The 20526-nt window shown below is 47.5% G+C and carries 19 protein-coding genes and 2 rRNA genes (1 of these 21 only partly in view); 16 read left to right on the top strand and 5 right to left on the bottom strand.

The features are described 5' to 3' along the window. The 3 genes from SD10_RS27005 to SD10_RS26995 all read left to right on the top strand — a co-directional run. Positions 1–849, top strand: a 23S ribosomal RNA gene (locus SD10_RS27005); it begins 1983 nt to the left of the window's first position. A gap of 130 nt (positions 850–979) precedes the next feature. Beyond that, positions 980–1090 (top strand): 5S ribosomal RNA (gene rrf / locus SD10_RS27000). A 154-nt stretch (positions 1091–1244) separates the two neighbouring features. Further along, the gene (locus SD10_RS26995) at positions 1245–3539 is read left to right on the top strand and encodes a GH92 family glycosyl hydrolase (protein ID WP_046578384.1); all 2295 of its coding nucleotides are present in this window, start codon (positions 1245–1247) and stop codon (positions 3537–3539) included. 22 nt (positions 3540–3561) lie between these two features. On the opposite strand, the gene SD10_RS26990 is transcribed toward SD10_RS26995, so the two are convergent. Further along, on the bottom strand, positions 3562–4113 hold the full coding sequence (locus tag SD10_RS26990) for an LOG family protein (protein WP_046578383.1): 552 nt from the start codon (positions 4111–4113) through the stop codon (positions 3562–3564). A 56-nt stretch (positions 4114–4169) separates the two neighbouring features. Then, on the bottom strand, positions 4170–5522 hold the full coding sequence (locus SD10_RS26985) for a UDP-N-acetylmuramate--L-alanine ligase (protein WP_046578380.1): 1353 nt from the start codon (positions 5520–5522) through the stop codon (positions 4170–4172). A 293-nt stretch (positions 5523–5815) separates the two neighbouring features. Here SD10_RS26985 and SD10_RS26980 point away from each other — a divergent pair, with 293 nt between their 5' ends. Then, the gene (locus SD10_RS26980) at positions 5816–7300 is read left to right on the top strand and encodes a type III PLP-dependent enzyme domain-containing protein (protein WP_046578378.1); all 1485 of its coding nucleotides are present in this window, start codon (positions 5816–5818) and stop codon (positions 7298–7300) included. Between the two features lie 137 nt (positions 7301–7437). After that, positions 7438–7563 (top strand): hypothetical protein, encoded by a 126-nt coding sequence (locus tag SD10_RS30345; RefSeq protein ID WP_262507342.1) that lies wholly within the window; start codon positions 7438–7440, stop codon positions 7561–7563. A gap of 62 nt (positions 7564–7625) precedes the next feature. Here SD10_RS30345 and SD10_RS26975 read toward each other — a convergent pair whose 3' ends face one another. Both SD10_RS26975 and SD10_RS26970 read right to left on the bottom strand, forming a co-directional pair. Further along, the gene (locus SD10_RS26975; RefSeq protein ID WP_046578377.1) at positions 7626–8144 is read right to left on the bottom strand and encodes a D-glycero-alpha-D-manno-heptose-1,7-bisphosphate 7-phosphatase; all 519 of its coding nucleotides are present in this window, start codon (positions 8142–8144) and stop codon (positions 7626–7628) included. Between the two features lie 138 nt (positions 8145–8282). Then, positions 8283–11009 carry a valine--tRNA ligase gene (locus SD10_RS26970; protein ID WP_046578374.1) on the bottom strand — a complete coding sequence of 909 codons (2727 nt, stop codon included), beginning with the start codon at positions 11007–11009 and terminating at the stop codon, positions 8283–8285. A 165-nt stretch (positions 11010–11174) separates the two neighbouring features. Between SD10_RS26970 and SD10_RS26965 the strand changes: the two genes are divergently transcribed. The 8 genes from SD10_RS26965 to hisF all read left to right on the top strand — a co-directional run bounded on the left by SD10_RS26965 (position 11175) and on the right by hisF (position 16148). Continuing rightward, positions 11175–12101: a DUF72 domain-containing protein gene (locus SD10_RS26965; protein ID WP_046578372.1), complete on the top strand. Its 927-nt coding sequence runs from the start codon at positions 11175–11177 to the stop codon at positions 12099–12101. Between the two features lie 15 nt (positions 12102–12116). After that, complete coding sequence (locus tag SD10_RS26960) at positions 12117–12350, top strand: DUF433 domain-containing protein (protein WP_046578369.1); 234 nt, start codon at positions 12117–12119, stop codon at positions 12348–12350. Beyond that, positions 12347–12523 carry a DUF5615 family PIN-like protein gene (locus SD10_RS30575; protein WP_158500600.1) on the top strand — a complete coding sequence of 59 codons (177 nt, stop codon included), beginning with the start codon at positions 12347–12349 and terminating at the stop codon, positions 12521–12523. Before SD10_RS26960 ends, SD10_RS30575 begins: the two co-directional genes overlap by 4 nt. A 396-nt stretch (positions 12524–12919) precedes the next feature. Continuing rightward, positions 12920–13507, top strand: a complete 588-nt coding sequence (gene hisH / locus SD10_RS26955) for an imidazole glycerol phosphate synthase subunit HisH (RefSeq protein ID WP_046578367.1) — start codon at positions 12920–12922, stop codon at positions 13505–13507. 74 nt (positions 13508–13581) lie between these two features. After that, on the top strand, positions 13582–14304 hold the full coding sequence (hisA, locus tag SD10_RS26950) for a 1-(5-phosphoribosyl)-5-[(5-phosphoribosylamino)methylideneamino]imidazole-4-carboxamide isomerase (RefSeq protein WP_046580210.1): 723 nt from the start codon (positions 13582–13584) through the stop codon (positions 14302–14304). Positions 14305–14316: 12 nt separating this feature from the next. Continuing rightward, entirely contained in the window at positions 14317–14958 is a 642-nt protein-coding gene (locus SD10_RS26945) for a hypothetical protein (RefSeq protein ID WP_046578364.1), read from the top strand. Positions 14959–14970: 12 nt separating this feature from the next. Beyond that, entirely contained in the window at positions 14971–15393 is a 423-nt protein-coding gene (locus tag SD10_RS26940) for a GNAT family N-acetyltransferase (protein ID WP_046578361.1), read from the top strand. Continuing rightward, on the top strand, positions 15393–16148 hold the full coding sequence (gene hisF, locus SD10_RS26935) for an imidazole glycerol phosphate synthase subunit HisF (RefSeq protein ID WP_046578359.1): 756 nt from the start codon (positions 15393–15395) through the stop codon (positions 16146–16148). Before SD10_RS26940 ends, hisF begins: the two co-directional genes overlap by 1 nt. A gap of 41 nt (positions 16149–16189) precedes the next feature. On the opposite strand, the gene SD10_RS26930 is transcribed toward hisF, so the two are convergent. Next, positions 16190–17089, bottom strand: a complete 900-nt coding sequence (locus SD10_RS26930) for a porin family protein (protein ID WP_046578357.1) — start codon at positions 17087–17089, stop codon at positions 16190–16192. A 39-nt stretch (positions 17090–17128) separates the two neighbouring features. On the opposite strand from SD10_RS26930, the gene SD10_RS26925 reads away from it, so the two are divergent. The 3 genes from SD10_RS26925 to SD10_RS26915 all read left to right on the top strand — a co-directional run bounded on the left by SD10_RS26925 (position 17129) and on the right by SD10_RS26915 (position 20443). After that, positions 17129–18103 carry a gliding motility protein GldB-related protein gene (locus tag SD10_RS26925; protein WP_046578355.1) on the top strand — a complete coding sequence of 325 codons (975 nt, stop codon included), beginning with the start codon at positions 17129–17131 and terminating at the stop codon, positions 18101–18103. 36 nt (positions 18104–18139) lie between these two features. After that, on the top strand, positions 18140–19945 hold the full coding sequence (locus SD10_RS26920) for an ABC transporter ATP-binding protein (RefSeq protein WP_046578353.1): 1806 nt from the start codon (positions 18140–18142) through the stop codon (positions 19943–19945). Positions 19946–20026: 81 nt separating this feature from the next. Continuing rightward, the gene (locus SD10_RS26915; RefSeq protein ID WP_046578352.1) at positions 20027–20443 is read left to right on the top strand and encodes a Fur family transcriptional regulator; all 417 of its coding nucleotides are present in this window, start codon (positions 20027–20029) and stop codon (positions 20441–20443) included. Positions 20444–20526: the final 83 nt, after the last annotated feature.

Raw genomic sequence — 20526 nt, 5'->3', positions numbered from 1 at the left:
AGATGCCGCTTACCCGCCACGGGACGGAAAGACCCCGTGCACCTTTACTACAGCTTAACATTGAATGCCGGTCAGTCATGTGTAGGATAGGCGGGAGGAGTTGAAGGGGTGTCGCCAGGCATCCTGGATCCAACCTTGAAATACCGCCCTTGGCTTACTGGCGTTCTAACCCTGTGATGGGGGACGTTGTTTGGTGGGTAGTTTGACTGGGGTGGTCACCTCCGAAAGGGTAACGGAGGTTTCCCAAGGTTGGCTCATACCGGACGGTAATCGGTAGGGGAGTGCAATAGCAGAAGCCAGCTTGACAGTGAGGCCCACAAGCCGATCTGGGACGAAAGTCGGGTATAGTGATCCGGTGGTTCCGCATGGAAGGGCCATCGCTCAAAGGATAAAAGGTACGCCGGGGATAACAGGCTGATCTCCCCCAAGAGCTCACATCGACGGGGAGGTTTGGCACCTCGATGTCGGCTCGTCACATCCTGGGGCTGGAGAAGGTTCCAAGGGTTCGGCTGTTCGCCGATTAAAGTGGCACGCGAGCTGGGTTCAGAACGTCGTGAGACAGTTCGGTCCCTATCTGTGGTGGGCGTGGGAATACTGACGGGATCTGTCCTTAGTACGAGAGGACCGGGATGGACTCACCGCTGGCGGATCAGTTATCATGCCGGTGGTATGGCTGAGTAGCTACGTGGGGATCAGATAAGCGCTGAAAGCATCTAAGTGCGAAACTGGCCTGAAGATGAGTGTTCCGGTATAAAGGGGTGTTGGAGACGACGACGTGGATAGGCGGCAGGTGTCAGGGGTGAGAGCCTTTTAGCTGAGCCGTACTAATGGCCCCGGACGCGTGTTTAAGTTTCGCTTTGCAAGAATCGATTGCTATTGATTGTTAGGTAAGGAAGGTTAGTTTGCTATCATTGAAGTCTCTCTCTGTAGGAAAAAAGACATACGATATTGACTGGTAACAGTCGAAAGAGTCAATTAGGTTGGTGTAGTTTAGGCGGGTGTTCACCTCTTCCATTTCGAACAGAGTCGTTAAGCCCCGTACTGCCGATGGTACTGCTGTCATAAGCGGGAGAGTAGGAAGATGCCACCTATTGAAACCAAGCGAAAGCCTGTCCCACAAGGACAGGCTTTTTGCGTTTAAGATTGTTGGTATTTGATCGTATCAATTGCTAGCGCATTAGTAGATCAAGTACTTTTGGGTCTTCGTTTTTATATAGATCAACGGTTAAGATCCCAACAACTTAATGCGTACATTTCTGCTTACACTGGCATGCTTTTTATATGCCCTCAGTTTCTCGTTTTCCCAATCAGTTTCTCCACAAATTGACCCTGTTGAATTAATCAATCCGTTGATGGGCACAGCTTCCAAGCCCAGCTTATCCACCGGAAACACCTATCCATCCATATCCTTGCCTTGGGGAATGAATTGCTGGATGCCACAAACCGGCAAAATGGGCGACGGTTGGGCGTATACCTACGATGCTGACAAACTTCGCGGATTTAAGCAAACGCACCAACCAAGTCCGTGGATCAACGATTATGGCCAGTTTGCTATCATGCCAATTACTGGTAAACTGCGGTTCAATGAAGATGAACGGGCTAGCTGGTTCTCGCATAAATCGGAAATTGCCAAACCGTATTACTACAAGGTTTATTTGGCTGATCATGACGTAACGACAGAAATAAGTCCGACGGAGCGTGCGGCTGCTTTACGATTCACCTTTCCGCAAACCGAAGATGCGTATGTAGTCATTGACGCACTGGATAAAGGATCTTACGTAAAGATTCTTCCTGGTGAAAGTAAAATTATTGGGTATACGACCAAAAACAGCGGGGGTGTGCCAGATAACTTTAAGAATTACTTCGTCATTCAATTCGATAAGCCGTTTGCCAACACAGCCGTATGGCATGATAAGCAATTAGAAATAAATGGACTTGAACAAAAAGCGGATCATGTTGGCGCTGTAATTGGCTTTAAAACCAAAAAAGGTGAACAGGTATACGCTCGTGTAGCTTCGTCATTTATCAGCGCCGAGCAAGCTGAACGGAATTTAGATGAGATTGGGAAAGATTCGTTTGATACAGTCAAAGAGAAAGCCAAAGCTATTTGGAACAAGGAGCTAAGTAGAATCTCAGCCGAAGGAGGGACAGATGAGCAACTCAAGACATTTTATTCCTGTCTTTACCGCACAATGCTTTTCCCTCGTAAATTCTACGAACTGGATGCTGCAAAAAAAATTGTGCATTACAGCCCTTATAACGGCCAGGTCTTACCTGGGTATATGTTCACAGATAATGGGTTCTGGGATACGTTTCGGGCCGTCTTTCCGCTCTTCAATTTAACACAACCCACCTTAAACGGCCATATCATGGAGGGCCTGGTGAACGCTTATAAAGAAAGTGGGTTTCTACCCGAATGGGCCAGTCCGGGACATCGGGACTGTATGATCGGGTCGAATTCGGCATCAATCATTGCCGATGCGTATTTAAAAGGTGTTCGGGGTGGTTACGACATAAATACGTTATACGAAGCTATTTTAAAAAATACCGAGACTGAAGGGCCACTTAGTTCGGTAGGCCGAAAAGGGGCGAACTACTATAACAAATTAGGTTATGTACCCTACGATGTCAAAATCAACGAAAATGCCGCCCGGACCCTGGAATACGCCTATGACGATTTCACGATTTATCAGTTGGCTAAAGAGCTGAAGCGGCCACAGAACGAGCTGGATCGGTTCGCCAAACGATCTCAGAATTACCGGAACCTATTTGATCCATCTACCAAGCTCATGCGGGGGAAAAACGAAAATGGTACGTTTCAGGCTTTATTTAACCCATTTAAATGGGGTGATGCCTTTACGGAAGGCAATAGCTGGCATTATACCTGGTCTGTTTTTCACGATGTGCAGGGGTTGGTTGGCCTCATGGGTGGACAGAAGGAGTTTGTAAAAATGCTGGATTCAGTTTTTGTCGTGCCTCCCGTTTTTGATGATTCGTATTACGGGTTTGTTATTCATGAAATTCGCGAGATGCAAATCATGAATATGGGTAACTACGCCCACGGCAATCAGCCGATTCAGCACATGATCTACCTGTATAATTATGCAGGTCAACCATGGAAAACGCAGTATTGGCTGCGTGAGGTAATGAACCGACTTTATCAGCCCACACCCGATGGCTATTGTGGCGATGAAGATAATGGCCAAACGTCGGCTTGGTACGTGTTCTCGGCCATGGGTTTTTACCCCGTTTGCCCCGCTACAGATCAGTATGTGTTGGGTGCGCCGTTGTTTAGGAAAATAACGGTGAAGCTGGAAAATGGAAAAACACTAACCATAAACGCACCAGCGAATAGTGCACAAAACCGGTATGTCAAAGCACTTAGCTTAAACGGCAAACCGTATAACCCAAACTGGGTAAGTCATAAGGAATTGATGCAGGGTGCTCGATTGGACTTTCAGATGGTAGACAAGGCCAATACCCGGCGCGGTACCGATGCAGCTAACTTTCCGTATTCATTCTCGTCAGCCAAAAAATAAAAAGAGAGGTGAGTTCTGAGCATTAAACGTTATCCCAGAACTCACTTATCTGTTTCAAAACGTCGTCGACAGTGTCTGCCACGAGCAGTATAGAGCGGTTCTCAGCTTTTAGAAAGCCGTCGGCAACCATCCGGTCGAGTTGTTGAAGCATGAGATCGTAAAAGCCATTTGTGTTAACAATAGCGACGGGACCATCATACAGCTTGAGTTGTCGCCAGGCCAGAATTTCAAAAAGCTCATCCAGGGTGCCATAGCCGCCGGGTAAGGCAATAACACCTTTGGCCAACTGTACCATCTTGAACTTCCGCTCGTGCATGGTCTCAACAAAGTGTAATTCAGTAAGCGTTTGGTGAGCAACTTCCAGGTCAGCGAGGAAGTTAGGGATTACGCCTGTCACCTCACCCCCATTTTTCAGTACGGCGTTGGCGACATTGCCCATCAGGCCAAAGCCACCCCCGCCATAAATTAGCCGAATATTGTTGGCCGCCATTTTTTCGCCAAGTTCAGCGGCTACCTCATTATATATTGGATTAACGCCGAGGCTCGACGCGCAGTAAACAACAATGCTATGCATAGGTAATACAGGCCTTCGCCTAGTTATAATTCAGAATAGAATTCTTCTTACTCAACTTAATTCACAAGCGCTTTGAGGTTTAAGCCGCCAAAGTCACCGGAACTCATAAGCAGAAGAACGTCAGCCGAATTGTGGTGTTTCGTAAGAAAAGACTGCAATTCATCAGGAGTAGTCAATACGCTTAAGCCAGGCTTATCAAAACCCAGAAGTACCTCATTAGCCGTTATTGCGTCTGGATTACCTTCCAACGCCTTTTTATCGACGTAGACCACCCCAGCATCCGCGGCTTCCAAAGTGCCCTTATATTGCTCTAAAAAGGCTTTGTTCAAACTACTGAATGTATGGAGCTCGACAACGGCCATTAGTTTCCTGTCTGAATATTGGTGTTTGACAGCCTCCGTTGTCGCTTCAACCTTGGCGGGTGAGTGGGCAAAGTCGCGGTAGATGATTCGCTGATCGCTTTCGGCCAGCTTCTCCAGCCGCAGGGCTACGTTTTTAAACGTTGGAATAGCTTCGTAAAATTGTTCTTCCGTAATTCCGATGCGGTCGCACAGGGTCATGGCCCCGGCAATGTTTTTCAGATTATGCTGGCCAAAAATCTGTACAGGTACTTTCGAACCCTTCTTGGTCAACAAAACAGTTTGCCCATTAACAATGGTAGCAGGATGCGGCAAATAAGGGATTTTGGTAATGTCTGTGCGTTCCTTTTGGCCAATGACATCCAGCATGTCATCTGACTCATCGAAGATTAGAATTCCTGCTTTAGGCATGGCTTCGGCCAGCAATTCAAACGCATCGACATACTCATCCCAGGTCGGGTAAATATTGACATGATCCCACGCAATACCACTAATGAGCGCAATGTGCGGCTGATAATGCAAAAACTTCGGCCGGGCGTCGATGGGTGAAGAAGGGTATTCATCTCCTTCTAGAATAATAATTGGTGCATCGGGCGTTAATTGAGCCATTGTCTCAAAGCCTTCGATCTGTTCCCCAACCAGATAATCGAATTTCCGCTTGTGGTATTTCAGCACATGCAAAATTAAGGCCGTTATCGTCGTTTTGCCATGGCTCCCGGCAATCACAACCCGTTGTTTCTGCCGGCTCTGCTGGTACATGAACTCAGGATATGAATAAATGGGTAAGCCTAGCTCCATTGCTTTAACAAGCTCAGGATTGTCCTTACGGGCGTGCATACCCACAATGACAGCGTCTAATTGGGCCGTTATTTTATCAGGAAACCAACCTGTTTCGGATGGTAGCAAACCATGTTGTTGTAAACGGCTTCGTGATGGTTCGTAGATTTCATCATCAGAGCCAGTGATGGTGCAGCCTTGTTGTTGCAGCGCCAGAGCGAGATTATGCATAGCGCTGCCGCCAATGGAAATAAAATGAATAACCTGAGACATTCGGTAAAATCAATCAGTGTCGAGTAACAAAAGTAGACGTTCTTTTTGGTTTGAGGAAAGAAGACAATCCGTTGTGGGAGAAAGTAAGTACCTACACTATTAATTTTCTGTTATTTCCGAATCAAACCCCCTACTTTTTCGTTGACTATCATGCGCATGTCCTTTCTTTGGAAAGCCCGATTTTCGGGGTCAATTTCGCAGCTGTTTTATCAAACCAAAACCGCAACGGCCAGTACCGTACCAACGGGCTGTGCCGCAGTAGGAAAACCCCATTTTATCCTCTAAACGTAGGGATGAAGACATATTATGACCTGATTGACCAGACGTTTGAATTCCCTACGCGGGAGTTCAATGTCGAGAACAATGAACTGATGTTCAATAATGTTCCGCTGATGGACATTGTCAAGGAGTACGGTACGCCCTTGAAACTGACCTATTTGCCAAAGATTACGGAGCACATTGAACACGCTAAGCTGTTGTTTAAGAATGCGATGAAACGGTATAATTACAAAGGCAATTACACCTATTGCTATTGTACCAAGTCATCTCATTTTCGGTTTGTGCTCGACGAAGTTCTTAAGAATAACGTGCACCTCGAAACCTCTTCGGCTTATGATATTCAAATCCTGAGAGAGTTATATAAGTCGGGTAAGATCAACAAGAGTACATACATTATTTGTAACGGCTACAAGCGCCCGCTTTACACGCAATACATTAGCGAACTTCTCAACGAAGGCTTCACCAACTGCATTCCGGTTCTTGATAACCTGAAGGAAATTGAAGCCTATGAGAACTCGGTGACGGCCGATACAGTGAACTTTGGTATCCGTATCGCTACGGACGAAGAACCGAACTTTGCGTTCTATACTTCGCGATTAGGCATTCGGTATAGTGATGTAAATGAATTATACCGAAATAAAATCCAGCCCAATGAAAAGTTCAAGCTCAAAATGCTGCACTTCTTCATTAATACGGGGATTAAAGACAGTGCCTATTACTGGAGTGAACTGAGCCGCTTCATGTATAAATATTGCGAATTACGGAAGATGTGCCCCGATCTCGACTCGATTGATATTGGAGGTGGCATGCCGATTCAAACGTCGTTCCAGTTCACGTACGATTACCAGGCCATGATTGATCAGATCGTGGAGAGTATTCAGTGGATTTGCAACAAGAACAATGTACCTGTTCCGCATATTTTCACGGAGTTTGGTTCCTACACGGTTGGCGAGAGCGGAGCGGTCATTTACAAAGTGATTGATCAGAAGCTGCAGAACGACAAAGAGTTGTGGTACATGATCGACGGTTCGTTCATTACGCAGCTACCTGATTCCTGGGGCTTAGGACAGAAATACATCATGCTGTCAGTGAACAACTGGGACAACCCTTATCAAAAGGTTAACCTGGGCGGCCTGACGTGCGATTCGCATGATTTTTATAATACAGAAGCCCACAGCGCCGACTTATACCTGCCCATTTTTGATCAGGATACGGAAGACCAGTATATCGGGCTTTTCCATACCGGCGCCTATCAGGAATCATTAGGTGGTTATGGTGGTATTCAGCATTGTCTTATTCCGGCTCCCCAACACGTTATCGTTGATAAAGATGAAGAGGGAAATCTGCGAACCCGGCTATTTGCACCAGAACAAAACAGTGAGGTTATGCTCAAAATCTTGGGTTATGGTGGAGCTGAGCCTGGCATGACGGAACTCGAAGCAACCGAAGCCGCCGAAGAGCGTGAAGAAGAAGCTGAGTTGATGAAAGAGGAGAACTAGACAGTACTCTTTGCCAGCTTAGCCTCGATAATTAACAGACGCGGCAGCCTGACAAAAAAATGATACATCGTACAGTTTTTGGCACTATATTCGTTTATCAATCTGAAGGTTAGGGCAAAAAACGGAACTATTTATTCATGAAAAAATTACTGATTTTTGGTGCTGTACTGGCGACGTTATCGCTCGGCTCGTGTTCGCGCAAGGCTAATTGCCCTGCCTACGGAAGTGTACAGAAACCTGCGCCAAGCCAGGTTCGGGCGTAAACGAAAAATTTTAGGCAAAAAAACACCTCCCGTCTATCAAAAGATCGGGAGGTGTTTTTATTCTAGGCGTATTCCAGGACAAATCGGGATGCTTCCAGTAAACTGGTTGCACAGCCGTCGTACTCGGCTGAGGGCTCTGGTTCGTGAGCAATACGAACCGTTCGCACACCTACGCGCCTGCCCGCCTGCATATCACGCATCGCATCGCCGATCATCCAGGATACATCCGGTTCAATGTTATATTTAGCGATCGCTTTTTCGAGCAGTAACGAACCTGGCTTCCGGGTAAGTGATTCGCTGTCGTATTTGGGATGGTGAGGACAGTAATAGATATCGTCGATAAGCTGGCCACATTGATCCTGCAAGTAATTATAGCAGGTCATTACATCATCACGGGTATACAAGCCCTTGGCAATACCCGCCTGATTGGTAATCACAATCAACAAATAACCCGCGTCTTTTAATAAACGAAGTGCTTCGGGTACACCATCGGGGATGATAAAATCCTCGACTCGATACACATAGTCCGTTCGGTCTTCGTTCAACACTCCGTCGCGGTCTAGAAATATGCACTTGTTCATCAATGAAAGAAATCGTTTGGTAGAAAGCAATAATACAATTACTTAGTCAAATAATTGTATTATTCGCTTTAAAATTATCAATAAATGTTACGAACTGGCGAAAAAAAGCAGGCCCTCAACTAGCTAAGCTATATAAACTTATATGCCTAGGTCCCGTAATCGTTGCTCTAATGCTTGGATTTTAGCATCAGCATCGGCGAGTTTCTGGCGCTCCCGCTCCACAAGATCAGGTTTAGCATTAGCAACGAATTTCTCGTTCGATAGTTTTTTCAGCGTCGATTCGCGGAAGCCGATAATATAGTCCAGTTCTTTACGAGTGCTGGCAATCTCCTGTTCAACGTCAATTTCTCCGGCGATGTTGACAAAGAACTCGTCGCCTTTGATCAGGAAGGAAAGCGCCAGTTGATCGGCAGGAGCGGCCTGCGATTCACCGTCCGACTTCTCGTTGACATAACTAATCGACGAAACATTGGCCATTTTTTGTATCAGCGCTTCGAGTTTTTCAAACCGGTTAGACGAAGCCGTTTTGATGGCCAGCGGAAGTTCGGTTTTAGGCGAAATTTGCTTGGCGTTACGAATATTCCGAACATTGGAGATGACGTCAAACAGCGTTTCAAAGCTCGTTAATAATGGCTCATCGACCGTCCCCGCTTTTGGAAATGGGGCGATACAAATGCTATCGCCGTCCTGCCGTTCGCGAATGTCCTGCCAGATTTCTTCAGTAATGAAGGGCATGAATGGATGCGCCAGCCGCATAAGCCGCTCAAAGAAATCGATAGTAGCCTCGTACGTCTCCTGGTCTATGGGTTGGGGCGTGCCCGTTTCGGAGTCAAATGGAGGCTTGATAAGTTCGAGATACTGCGAACAGAAATCATCCCAGATAAGCTTATAAACCGCCTGTAACGCATCTGAAATACGGAATTTGCTGAAATCATCCTCAATCTGAAGCAGCGTGGCGTTCAGTTTCGATTCGAACCATTGAATAGGTAGAGACGCGAAGGGTCGCGTCTCCTGATCGGACGGATTTAACTGCTGACGCGTAGAAGACGCAAAGGATTGCGTCTCTACCTTCCAGCCCTTCACTAGTCGGAAAGCGTTCCAGATTTTATTGCTGAAATTCCGGCCTTGTTCGACTAGCTTTTCGTCGAACATCAGGTCGTTACCCGCTGCCGAACTGAACAGCATACCGGTACGCACACCATCAGCTCCGTACTGGTCGATGAGGTCGAGCGGATCGGGTGAGTTGCCTAATGATTTCGACATTTTCCGGCCGAGCTTATCGCGGACAATACCCGTCAGGTAAACATTCTTGAAGGGTGCTTCGCCCCGGTATTCATACCCGGCAATGATCATACGAGCCACCCAGAAAAACAGGATTTCGGGCGCTGTAACGAGATCGTTGGTTGGGTAGTAATAATTAATATCCGCGTTGTTAGGGTCTTTTAAACCGTCAAAAACGGATATGGGCCACAACCACGACGAGAACCAGGTATCCAACACATCTTCGTCCTGCGTCAGATCGGCCTCAGTCATGGCAAACAGCAGTTTCTCATGCTGCACTTTTTCCAAAGCTTCGTGCTTATTCTTGGCCACAATCACCGTCCCATCCTGCATGTAAAAAGCCGGTATCCGCTGGCCCCACCATAGTTGACGGCTAATACACCAGTCGTGTACATTCTCCATCCAGGAGCGGTACATGTTTTTGAACTTGGGCGGAACCAACTGGATGGTGTCGTCCATAACGTTTTTGAGCGCAGGCTTCGACAGCTCGTCCATTTTCAGAAACCACTGCAACGAGAGTTTCGGCTCAATAACGGCCCCCGTCCGCTCGGACGTCCCGACGTTGGATTTGTAATCTTCTGTTTTCTCCAGATTACCAGACTCTTCCAGCAGTTTAATAATTGCTTTGCGGGCGGCAAAGCGATCCATGCCAACCAAAATCTGGGCTTTCTCATTCAGCGTACCATCGTCGCTGAGAATATCCAGCACGGGCAGGTTGTGCGTTATACCGAGCGCATAGTCATTCGGGTCGTGAGCGGGCGTTACTTTCAAGCCCCCCGTTCCGAAATCCATGGTGACATACTCATCGGTAATAATGGGAATTTCCCGATTAATAAGTGGAATAATGGCTTTGCGGCCATGCAGGCGCGTAAAGCGTTCGTCATTCGGGTTCACGGCAATAGCTGCATCAGCCATGATCGTCTCCGGCCGAACGGTAGCAATGGTAATAAATTCCTGCCCGTTGCTACCAGCTATGTCATACCGAATGTACACCAGCTTTTGCTGAATCTCCTTGGTGATAACTTCCTCGTCAGATACCGCCGTGCGACCCTGTGGGTCCCAGTTAACCATCCGAACGCCCCGATAAATCTGACCCTTTTCGTAGAGGTCAACAAATACGTCGATAACGGAGTCGTACAAAGGGGGCTCCATCGTGAAGCGGGTACGGTCCCAATCGCAGGAAGCACCCAGTTTGCGGAGCTGCGACAGAATAATGCCCCCGTATTTATGTGTCCATTCCCAGGCATATTCCAGGAACTCTTCGCGGGTCAAATCTTTCTTATTGATACCCCGTTCCTTAAGCATGGCCACTACTTTCGCTTCGGTCGCAATGCTGGCATGATCCGTTCCGGGTACCCAACAGGCATTCTTACCCTCCATACGCGCCTTCCGGACCAATACGTCCTGGATGGTGTTGTTGAGCATGTGGCCCATGTGCAACACACCCGTCACGTTTGGGGGTGGTATAACAACGGTATAAGGCTCGCGCTCATCCGGCGTAGATTTAAAAAATTGATTATCAAGCCAATATTGATACCATGTGGCTTCAATCTCCTGGGGGGCGTATGTTTTTGAAATTTCCATAAATCAGTTGAAATCCGGTCTTCCGTTACTACCAGGACGGTTGATGCAGTAGAAACCGATAGCGAAGACTAGAGATAAAAAGCAAAATTAACTAAATTGGGTAGGGCGAAAAAACGAAAGCAGGTCTTTGCCAGTTTTATAAGAACACTTCATGAATAGGCAAACATGGAATTCGGAAAAATACATAATCTCGATACGGTTAATTTCAATCTACCGCCCGGAGCGGCCTTCAATGGCCGGATATGGGCGGCTGTTGAACCGCTACCCGTTAGCGACCGCCTTAAGCCCGCCGTTTTTATCGGTGGCCCTATCTGGGCTAACAAAGATTATGTCGGGAAAGTGTACCCATCTCATGCCAGGGAAAAGGATTTCCTGCATTACTACACCCGGCAATTCAATACCATTGAACTGAACCTGACGCATTACCAGATTCCAACAATGGGCATGATTGAAAAATGGAAGGCCGAAGCAACGGAGGGGTTTACCTACTGCCCTAAATTTCCGCAGGCCATCAGCCATGAACGCCATTTAATTGCAGCAGAGGGCCTGACCGAAGAGTTTGTCAATGCGGTACTGAGTCTGGAAGAATTTCTGGGTATGACGTTTCTCCAACTGCCACCCACCTTTGGGCCGGACAAATGGCCGGTGCTCGAAGCCTACCTCAGAAGCCTGCCCGACGAACTGGATGTAGCGGTGGAGTTTCGCCACCCGGACTGGTTCAGCAAAGCGCAAGTCTGGCAGCAAACCCTTGAGCGACTGTATGGTCTGCATAGGCATGTGGTGATTACTGATGTGGCCGGTCGGCGGGATGTATTGCACATGGGGCTGAGCAGCCCCGTTCTGACCCTGCGGTTTATTGCCAATGAAAGTCACCCGACAGATTATACCCGTGCCGATGCCTGGGTACAACGGTTGAAAACCTGGTTTGATAAAGGACTGCAGAAAGCGTATTTGTTTGTTCACGGCGGTGGTGACAACGACACGGCTCCCGAGCTGATTCTGTATTGGACACGCGAATTGAACAAACACTGCGGGTTAAACCTACCCGAGCCAGTGTTGCAACCAAAAGTAGTGCAGGGCAGTTTGTTTTAAATTATATTGCGTTCTATGAACTATAAAGATAGACTTGTTTCCGACTACCAGATTATGCTGGGTAAACCTGTCATTAAAGGTACTCGTATTACAGTGGAATTAATTCTGCGTAAACTGTCGGAAGGTGCTGTAATTGCTGATTTGTTAGCCATGTATCCGCACTTGCAGGAAGCAGATATATTGGCTGCACTAATGTACGCGTCTGACGTTATGGCTAATGAAGAGGTAATTATGCTGAAAGCAGCTTGATAATCGCTGACGAAAACATTGATCATAGTCTTATCGTATCGATTCGTGAGTTAGGCATTGAGGTATACTCTGTGTATGAGTCTAATCGAGGCATCCGTGATGAAACCGTAATAGAGTCATCACGTAATCCACCCCGGATAATTCTGACAGAGGATAAAGATTTTGGTGAGTAGGTATTTGCGCATAATGTAAAAGCAATTAGTGTTCTTTTACTGCGCTATCACTTTAAAGAAACAGAGACTATGCGCGAGGTTTTGGTCAAACTTCTGTCCGAAAGGCTTACCGAATTGGTCGGTTGTTTTACGACTGTAACAGTGCAAAAAATAAGAATACGCCGAATAGATTGATTCCTTTTTTGCTAACCGAAAGTAGTGCAGGGCAGTTTGTTTTGATTTAAACGTCTGGGCATTACCTTTGCTTCATGATTCTACAGGCAACAAAATATTGGCATCACCATTCTGAGCGGTAACGCAGCAGAACGAGATGCGCTTGTTTGTAAATTCGGTGAGATACGCCTGATTAACACACGATACAAAGCCCGGTTCTGCAAGGAGCCGGGCTTTCTTTATATGAAAACGGTCATTATCAAATACAACGCAGGCAACGTTCAGTCGGTTATGTATGCTCTGGAGCGGTTGGGCGCCAGTTATCTGCTGACGGACGATGAAGCGGAAATCCGCTCGGCCGATAAGGTTATTTTTCCCGGCGTAGGCGAAGCCAGCACCGCTATGGCCTACCTGCGCGAACGGGGCCTCGATCAACTGATCCCATCGCTGAAACAGCCGGTATTGGGAACCTGTGTGGGTATGCAGCTTATGTGCCGCCACTCGGAAGAGAATGACACGAACTGTATGGGAATCTTCGATATTGGCGTCCGGCGGTTTCCGAATGAGCCAGGTTTCAAAGTGCCACATACTGGCTGGAACAATATACATAGCCTGCAAGGGCCACTAACACAGGGATTGCCCGACAATGCCTACGTTTATTTTGTTCACAGTTTTGCCGCTGATATTTGCCCTGAAACAACGGCTGTCTGCGATTACGTCCGGCCGTTTAGTGCCATGTTGCACCGCGATAATTTCTACGCAGCGCAGTTTCATGCCGAGATTAGTGGAAACGTCGGACAGCGTATTCTGGAGAATTTTTTGAAATTGTAATTCGGTCGCGCTGGCGTTTCAGCATCCCAGCCGTATGTCATTCATAATCGGCGGACAAGATGTCCGCGTTACTCATGCATATCATTCCCGCTATTGACCTGATTGATGGTAAAGCCGTTCGGCTCACCCAGGGTGATTATAATCAGAAAAAAGAATACAACGCTCGTCCGCTGGAAGTAGCCCAGCAGTTTGAAGATGCTGGGCTAACCCGCCTGCACCTGGTTGACCTTGACGGGGCAAAGGAAAAACGGGTCATAAACTGGAAAGTCCTGGAATTGATTACGTCCAAAACCAACCTGCATGTTGATTTTGGCGGAGGTGTGCAATCCGATGAAGATTTACGGGTCGTGTTTGAATGTGGAGCTAAACAAGTAACGGGGGGAAGCATTGCCGTCAAAGCTCCTGACCAGATGGAGCGTTGGCTCTCGCGACTTGGTTCGGAGAAGCTCATACTGGGGGCCGATGCAAAAAATGAGAAAATCGCTGTCAGTGGCTGGGAAGAGGGCACCGACGTTTGGATCTATGATTTCCTGCAGAACTGGGTTGAAAAAGGAATCAACTATGTCATCAGTACCGATGTAGCGAAAGATGGTTTATTGCAGGGGCCTTCGTTCGATCTGTACCGGAACATGCAGGATCAGTTTCCCAACCTGAACATCATTGCCAGTGGGGGCGTCAGCAACATGGCCGATATTGAAACCCTGGCCGATATGAACGTCTTTGGCGTCATTGTTGGCAAAGCGATTTATGAGGGGCGCGTGACGTTGAAGGAGTTAAGTCGTTTTACGACTAGTTAAAGGCAGTTGTCTATGGGATACTATGGCGTGTTTCTGTTCGTCTGTCTAGCCATTTCAAACGGCTCAATAGGAAGTACAAATCCTGATCCAAAAGTGTACTTCCCGAATCTTACTGAAAAAATGGGTTTAAAAACTCCCAGATTAAAAGAGGGTGAGTACGAAATACGTGTCTGGGAAAAGTGTCAATTATGCTATGGAGAAGCTCATGTGCTTTACAGGTTAGTTAAGAAAGGGGAAAAGGTCAGCTTATCAAGATATACAATTCATTTTAATAAAAATGAGTTTATACGGGCGAAGCAAACAAGCTCAACAACTCGCTCTCTGCAGGAATTATGGAACCACTTGGTAGAGAAGGATATATTGACTTCGTCCTATCAGTCGACTGTTGAAGAAGAACTGCATCCTAAGCCTCAAAAAGATTCTACCTGGAACGTAATTGATGCTGATGGAAGCATTAGTGTACATGCCAAAAGAAAGAAGCCTTCATTTTGGATCGGAGATGGCGAGAGCTACCACTTTGACATTTTCAGTGCTGATAGTTATCGAATGTATGAGTATCACAATCCGAAAGAATATTTGAGACAAAGGCCAGACATTGTTGGATTACAAAAAGTAGTTTCTATTCTGGATGAGTTAAGTTCTGCTTTTTATTAATCGTTGCTAATCATGATTCAGGAATACACCATCAGTACCGATAAGAAAAAGCTTGACCTTGAGGTTATTCACCAATTTCTGAGTCAGGAGGCTTATTGGTGTAAAAATATCCCGGTCGAGATTGTTAAACGGTCCATTGATAACTCCCTGTGTTTTGGCGTTTATCAGGGAGCCAGTCAAGTAGGATTCGCCCGCGTCATCACCGATCTGGCGACCTTTGGCTATCTGGCCGATGTCTTTATTTTGCCCGACCATCGGGGCAAAGGCTTATCAAAACAACTGGTGGCTTTTATCATGGCATACCCCGCCTTGCAGGGCCTTCGCCGGATGATGCTGGTTACATTTGACGCCCACGGTCTCTACAAGCAGTTTGGCTTTCAGCCAGTTGAGAATCCCGAAAATGTACTGTCAATCAAAGCCTTTACTGCCTACTAATGCTCACGAAACGAATCATTCCCTGCCTTGATATTAAAGACGGCCGCACCGTGAAGGGCACCAACTTCGTCAACCTTCGCGATGCGGGCGATCCGGTTGCCTTAGCCGCTGTTTATGCCGAACAAGGTGCCGATGAACTGGTTTTCCTGGATATTACAGCCACCGTCGATGAGCGGAAAACGCTTATTGAACTCGTTCGTAATGTAGCGCACACGATCAATATACCCTTCACGGTTGGCGGGGGAATTTCTTCCGTGGCCGATGTATCGGCCTTACTCAACGCGGGTGCCGACAAGATTTCGATTAACTCGTCGGCCGTTCGCAATCCCGATTTGATCAATGAACTGGCTTTGGAATTCGGAAGCCAGTGCGTGGTGGTAGCTATTGATACACGGTATGTAAATGGGGAACACATCGTTCACACGCATGGTGGCCGCAAGCCAACCGAACTCCGCACGATTGCCTGGGCGAAGGAAGTGGAAAACAGAGGAGCCGGTGAAATCCTGCTAACCTCGATGGATACCGATGGAACCAAAGCCGGATTTGCCCTTGAGCTAACGGCGCAGATTTCAGGAAGCGCCAATATTCCGGTTATTGCATCCGGTGGCGCCGGTACGATGGACCATTTTGCAGATGTGTTCACTACCGGGAAAGCCGATGCCGGGCTGGCTGCCAGTATCTTTCACTTCAAGGAAATTGATATACCCGACCTGAAAGGGTATTTACGGGAGAAGGGAATTGACATGAGGATATGAAAAAGTCTGGGCTAATCCAGAGATTGGCCCAGACTTAAAAACTAAAACTTGAATCCCAGATCAAGCGACACAACTCTGTTTTTAGACGTCAACTCACTGGCCCGCGCTACATTGATCAATCCGCGCTGGTAACTCATGCCAACGTTAAACGCATTGTTCTGGTTGATTCTGTATTGTACACCCGCACCGAGCAACAGTTCAATGTCTCCGAAGCCGTATTGTCGGCGGGTGCCGCCACTCTCTGCCATGTAGAGGCCGTTGCGTGAGGGCTCCAGCGCTCGTTCTGCCAGCTTAATACTGATCAGGCCCCCCGTCTGAACGTACAGCCGCATGTTAGGGCCAATATTGTTGGCAAATAGTTTTACGGTTGCCGGAATTTGCAGGTATTGCAAATTGTAGACAGACTCCTTTTCGGGAGCGCCCGGATTCCAGACGGTCTGGCCAAAAGAGCCAGGCATCTGAAAGCCCGACCGCTTGATGGTATACCAAAGCCCAGTGCTGAATGCATAGCGATCCTTAAAGAAAAAATAATCGAGCGTTGGCCCAACGCTCATTCGAACGCCTGCGCCGTTGTTGCTGAACCCCCGATAGGTGCCTGTTCCTTCAGCCGTGTTAAGATCAAGCGAGGGAGCAAACCGAATTCCCATCTCGATGAGGTGACTAGGCCAGGCGTAATCGGGACCAGAGCCATACCCATTGTTGTCGGTCTGGTTTTGAGTCGTCTGTTGCTTCCGGCGCCGACGCTTGCGATCATCGTCGTAGTCACGACGGTTTTTGTCCTGACCGTCATAATTATCCCCTAATATTTTACGGAATCGTTTTTCGGTAACGCTCGATTCCTTCGTTCGCATCTGGTAGAGTGCGGGTGATGTGGACTGCGCCCAACCACTGCCAGCAGCCAACATGGCTAAAATCAAACCAAACCCTGCAACTTTTTTCATAATTTTGCACGTTTTCTATATTGAAAACACGTGATTTTCATGCAAATACGGTTGGCCATTGTAGGCCTTTTTTGTTTCTTCCTGATGTCTTCGTGTACTAAAAACGAAGATGTTAGTCTAATCCGGCTTGATCGACAGCTTTTCCCAGGTAAATTAGCCGACAGCGTTCGGGCTTTACTGAACCGGAATCAAGCGGTATCTCAATTGTATTTTAACGCGAACGGAGCCGGAAATGATACGGCACTTGTCCGAGATTTGACCAACCGGGTCAATAACCCAGCTCTTAATGAATTTAATAACCAAATTCAGGCCGAGTTTGGTGATATGGCTGACCTGAAAAATCAACTGGCCGAAGCCTTTACAACGATCAAAAAAAACTTTCCCGATTTTAAGGCACCTAAAATAGCCACGCTGGTGACGGGTTTTCTGGGCCCCGATTTAGTGGTTACTGATAGCCTGATCGTTATCGGCATCGATTATTTTGCTGGTCCCAACGCTAAGTATCGCCCACCGGGGCAGGAGTTTCCGCAGTACATCCTGCGTCGTTACCAGAAAGAATACATCGTTCCGGCTATTATTTTCGCAATCTCCGACAAATACAATGCCGCGAATCGGGCCGACCAGACCATGCTGGCCGACATGGTTTATTACGGCAAAGGTTATGTATTTACGAAAACCATGCTGCCCGACGTTGCCGACAGTTTGGTTATCGGTTATTCAGACAAGCAACTTACCCAAACGTTTAATGCACAAGACGTTGTTTGGGCGCATTTTATTGATAATCAATTATTGTATCAAACGAGTCCTGCCATAAAACAGCGATATTTGAACGAGCGGCCTTTTACAGCCGAAATCGGTCAGGCCTGTCCGGGTGCTATCGGGCGCTGGGTGGGCTGGCGAATTGTTGGACGGTACCACGATGAACATAGTAGCGTGGGTATTTCAGAGTTAATGCACAATGCCGATGCTCGTATGATTTTTGAGCAATCAGGTTATAAAGGACAAAAAGAATAGAGACGCAATCCTTTGCGTCTATCTAGCGATAAACTAATGGCAAAAAGAGCAGGAAATTTTGGCGAAGAGGCCAGCGAAGAAGATAAGAAGAAATTCAGTCGCGACGGTCTTAAAAAAGCGATCAGCATCTTTCGGTTTGTTAAACCCTATCGGGTTCAATACATCATTGGGTTTGTGTTTTTGATCCTATCGACGGGCACAACCATGAGTTTTGGGTTGCTAATCGGGCAGATCACCAGTGTGATTCAGGGGAAATCGGCTTACACCTTAAATCAGGTTACGTTGTTTTTTGTGGGGGTGCTCATCGCTCAGGCGCTTTTCTCCTTCTTTCGAATTTATTTTTTCTCGCAGGTGAGCGAACGGGCTATGGCCGATGTACGGCGGGCGGCTTATAGTAAAATCATCACGTTGCCAATTCCCTTTTTCGAGCAACGGCGCGTGGGCGAATTGACAAGCCGGATCTCCGCCGATATTTCGCAATTGCAGGATGTACTGACGCTAACCGTGGCTGAATTATTCCGGCAAGTGGGTACGCTGACGATTGGTACGGCCATTATTTTTTACGTTTCCTGGAAATTGACGCTGTTCATGCTGGCGACCTTTCCGGTTATCATCGTAGCGGCCATGTTTTTTGGCCGGTTTATTCGGAAGCTGTCGAAGAAAGCGCAGGATTTGCTGGCGCAGGCCAACATCATTGTTGAAGAAACCCTCCAGTCAGTCAATGTGGTCAAGGCATTTACCAACGAAAAACTGGAAATTAACCGCTATGGCAATGCTTTACAGCTTGTTGTCAATACGGCCTTACACGCGGCCCGTTTTCGGGGTATATTTGTCTCATTCGTCATTTTCGCCCTCTTTGGCGGTATCATTGGTGTAGTATGGTATGGTGGTTCGCTGGTGATTTCCAACGAAATGCCCTTTGCTGATTTGTTGACCTTTATCGTTTATACGACCTTTATCGGTGGCTCGGTAGCGGGTATGGGCGATTTGTACGCTCAGCTACAAAGAACAATTGGCTCATCGGAGCGGATTCTGGAGATTCTTGAAGAACCATCCGAAGTAAATGCTGAGGAAGAAACACCATTGTTTGTCCCGGTGCATGGGCGTGTTCAGTTCAACGATGTCCGGTTCTCGTATCCGTCCCGCCCGGATGTGCCGGTGCTGAAAGGTATTTCGCTTGATGTAGCCGCTGGGCGTAAGATTGCCCTAGTTGGCCAGAGTGGTGCCGGGAAGTCGACCATTGTGCAACTGCTGATGCGCTATTACCCGATTGGTGGTGGTCAAATTACGGTTGACGATCGTGACTTGTCGAGCTTCAACGTAACGGAGTTAAGAAAGAATATTGCCGTCGTACCTCAGGAAGTGATGCTTTTTGGCGGCACTATTCTGGAGAATATCCAGTACGGTAAACCCGGTGCCTCGGAAGCCGAAGTGCGCGAAGCGGCCCGGAAAGCCAATGCTCTTCAGTTCATCGACTCCTTTCCCGAGGGCCTGCAGACCGTTGTTGGCGAGCGGGGCGTTAAACTGTCGGGTGGTCAGCGGCAGCGCATTGCCATTGCCCGTGCCATTCTGAAAGATCCTGCCATTTTAATTTTAGACGAAGCAACGAGTTCGCTTGATGCCGAATCCGAGCGATTAGTACAGGAAGCGCTGGACGTGCTGATGCAAAACCGGACAACGATTATTATTGCACACCGGCTGGCCACGATCCGCAAAGTAGATATGATTTACGTCATGCGCGAAGGGCAAATTGCCGAATCGGGTACACACGACGAACTGGCAACCCAGGAAGACGGTATCTATGCGAATCTGGTTAAATTGCAGTTTGAGACTATAGAATAAAAGCTCAAAGTATTCGGCACTTGGTTTACGGTAGTTGACGCGCCAGCTACCGTAAACCAAGTACAGTAAACTAAAACGATTATGACGCCTGCCTCTAAAACGCTGAAAAACTTCAACCTCCGTCATACCAATGGCCGGGAGGAGGTCCTCGATTTGTTTCTGAACGCGGGCCACGCGCTGGCGCATAATGATGTTGAAAATGGTCTTGGGCCCGATCATGACCGGGTAACGATCTACAGAACACTACGCACGTTTCTGGATAAAGGGTTACTACACAAGGTTCTGGATGACGAAGGAGGAACAAAGTACGCTTTATGCCGCGACAATTGTTCCGCCGGTCATCACCATCACGACCATGTGCACTTTAAATGCGAAACCTGCGGGCAAACGACCTGCCTAGACAAAGTCAGCATTCCATCCATTGCGTTGCCGGAGGGGTATAATCGAAAGGAAATGAACCTGCTCATTCAGGGCGTATGTCAGGACTGTAACAAGTAACCCTGTAGTTCGTGATCCGGACAGTTTGCTATCGCAGGATAGACATGTAACATATGGTTGATGTCACCTACGATTTTTATCCA

Origin of the sequence: Spirosoma radiotolerans, assembly GCF_000974425.1 — a bacterium.
GTDB lineage: Bacteria > Bacteroidota > Bacteroidia > Cytophagales > Spirosomataceae > Spirosoma > Spirosoma radiotolerans.
Note: the sequence above shows the minus strand (reverse complement) of the source record. Positions and strands in the feature narration are given on the sequence as shown.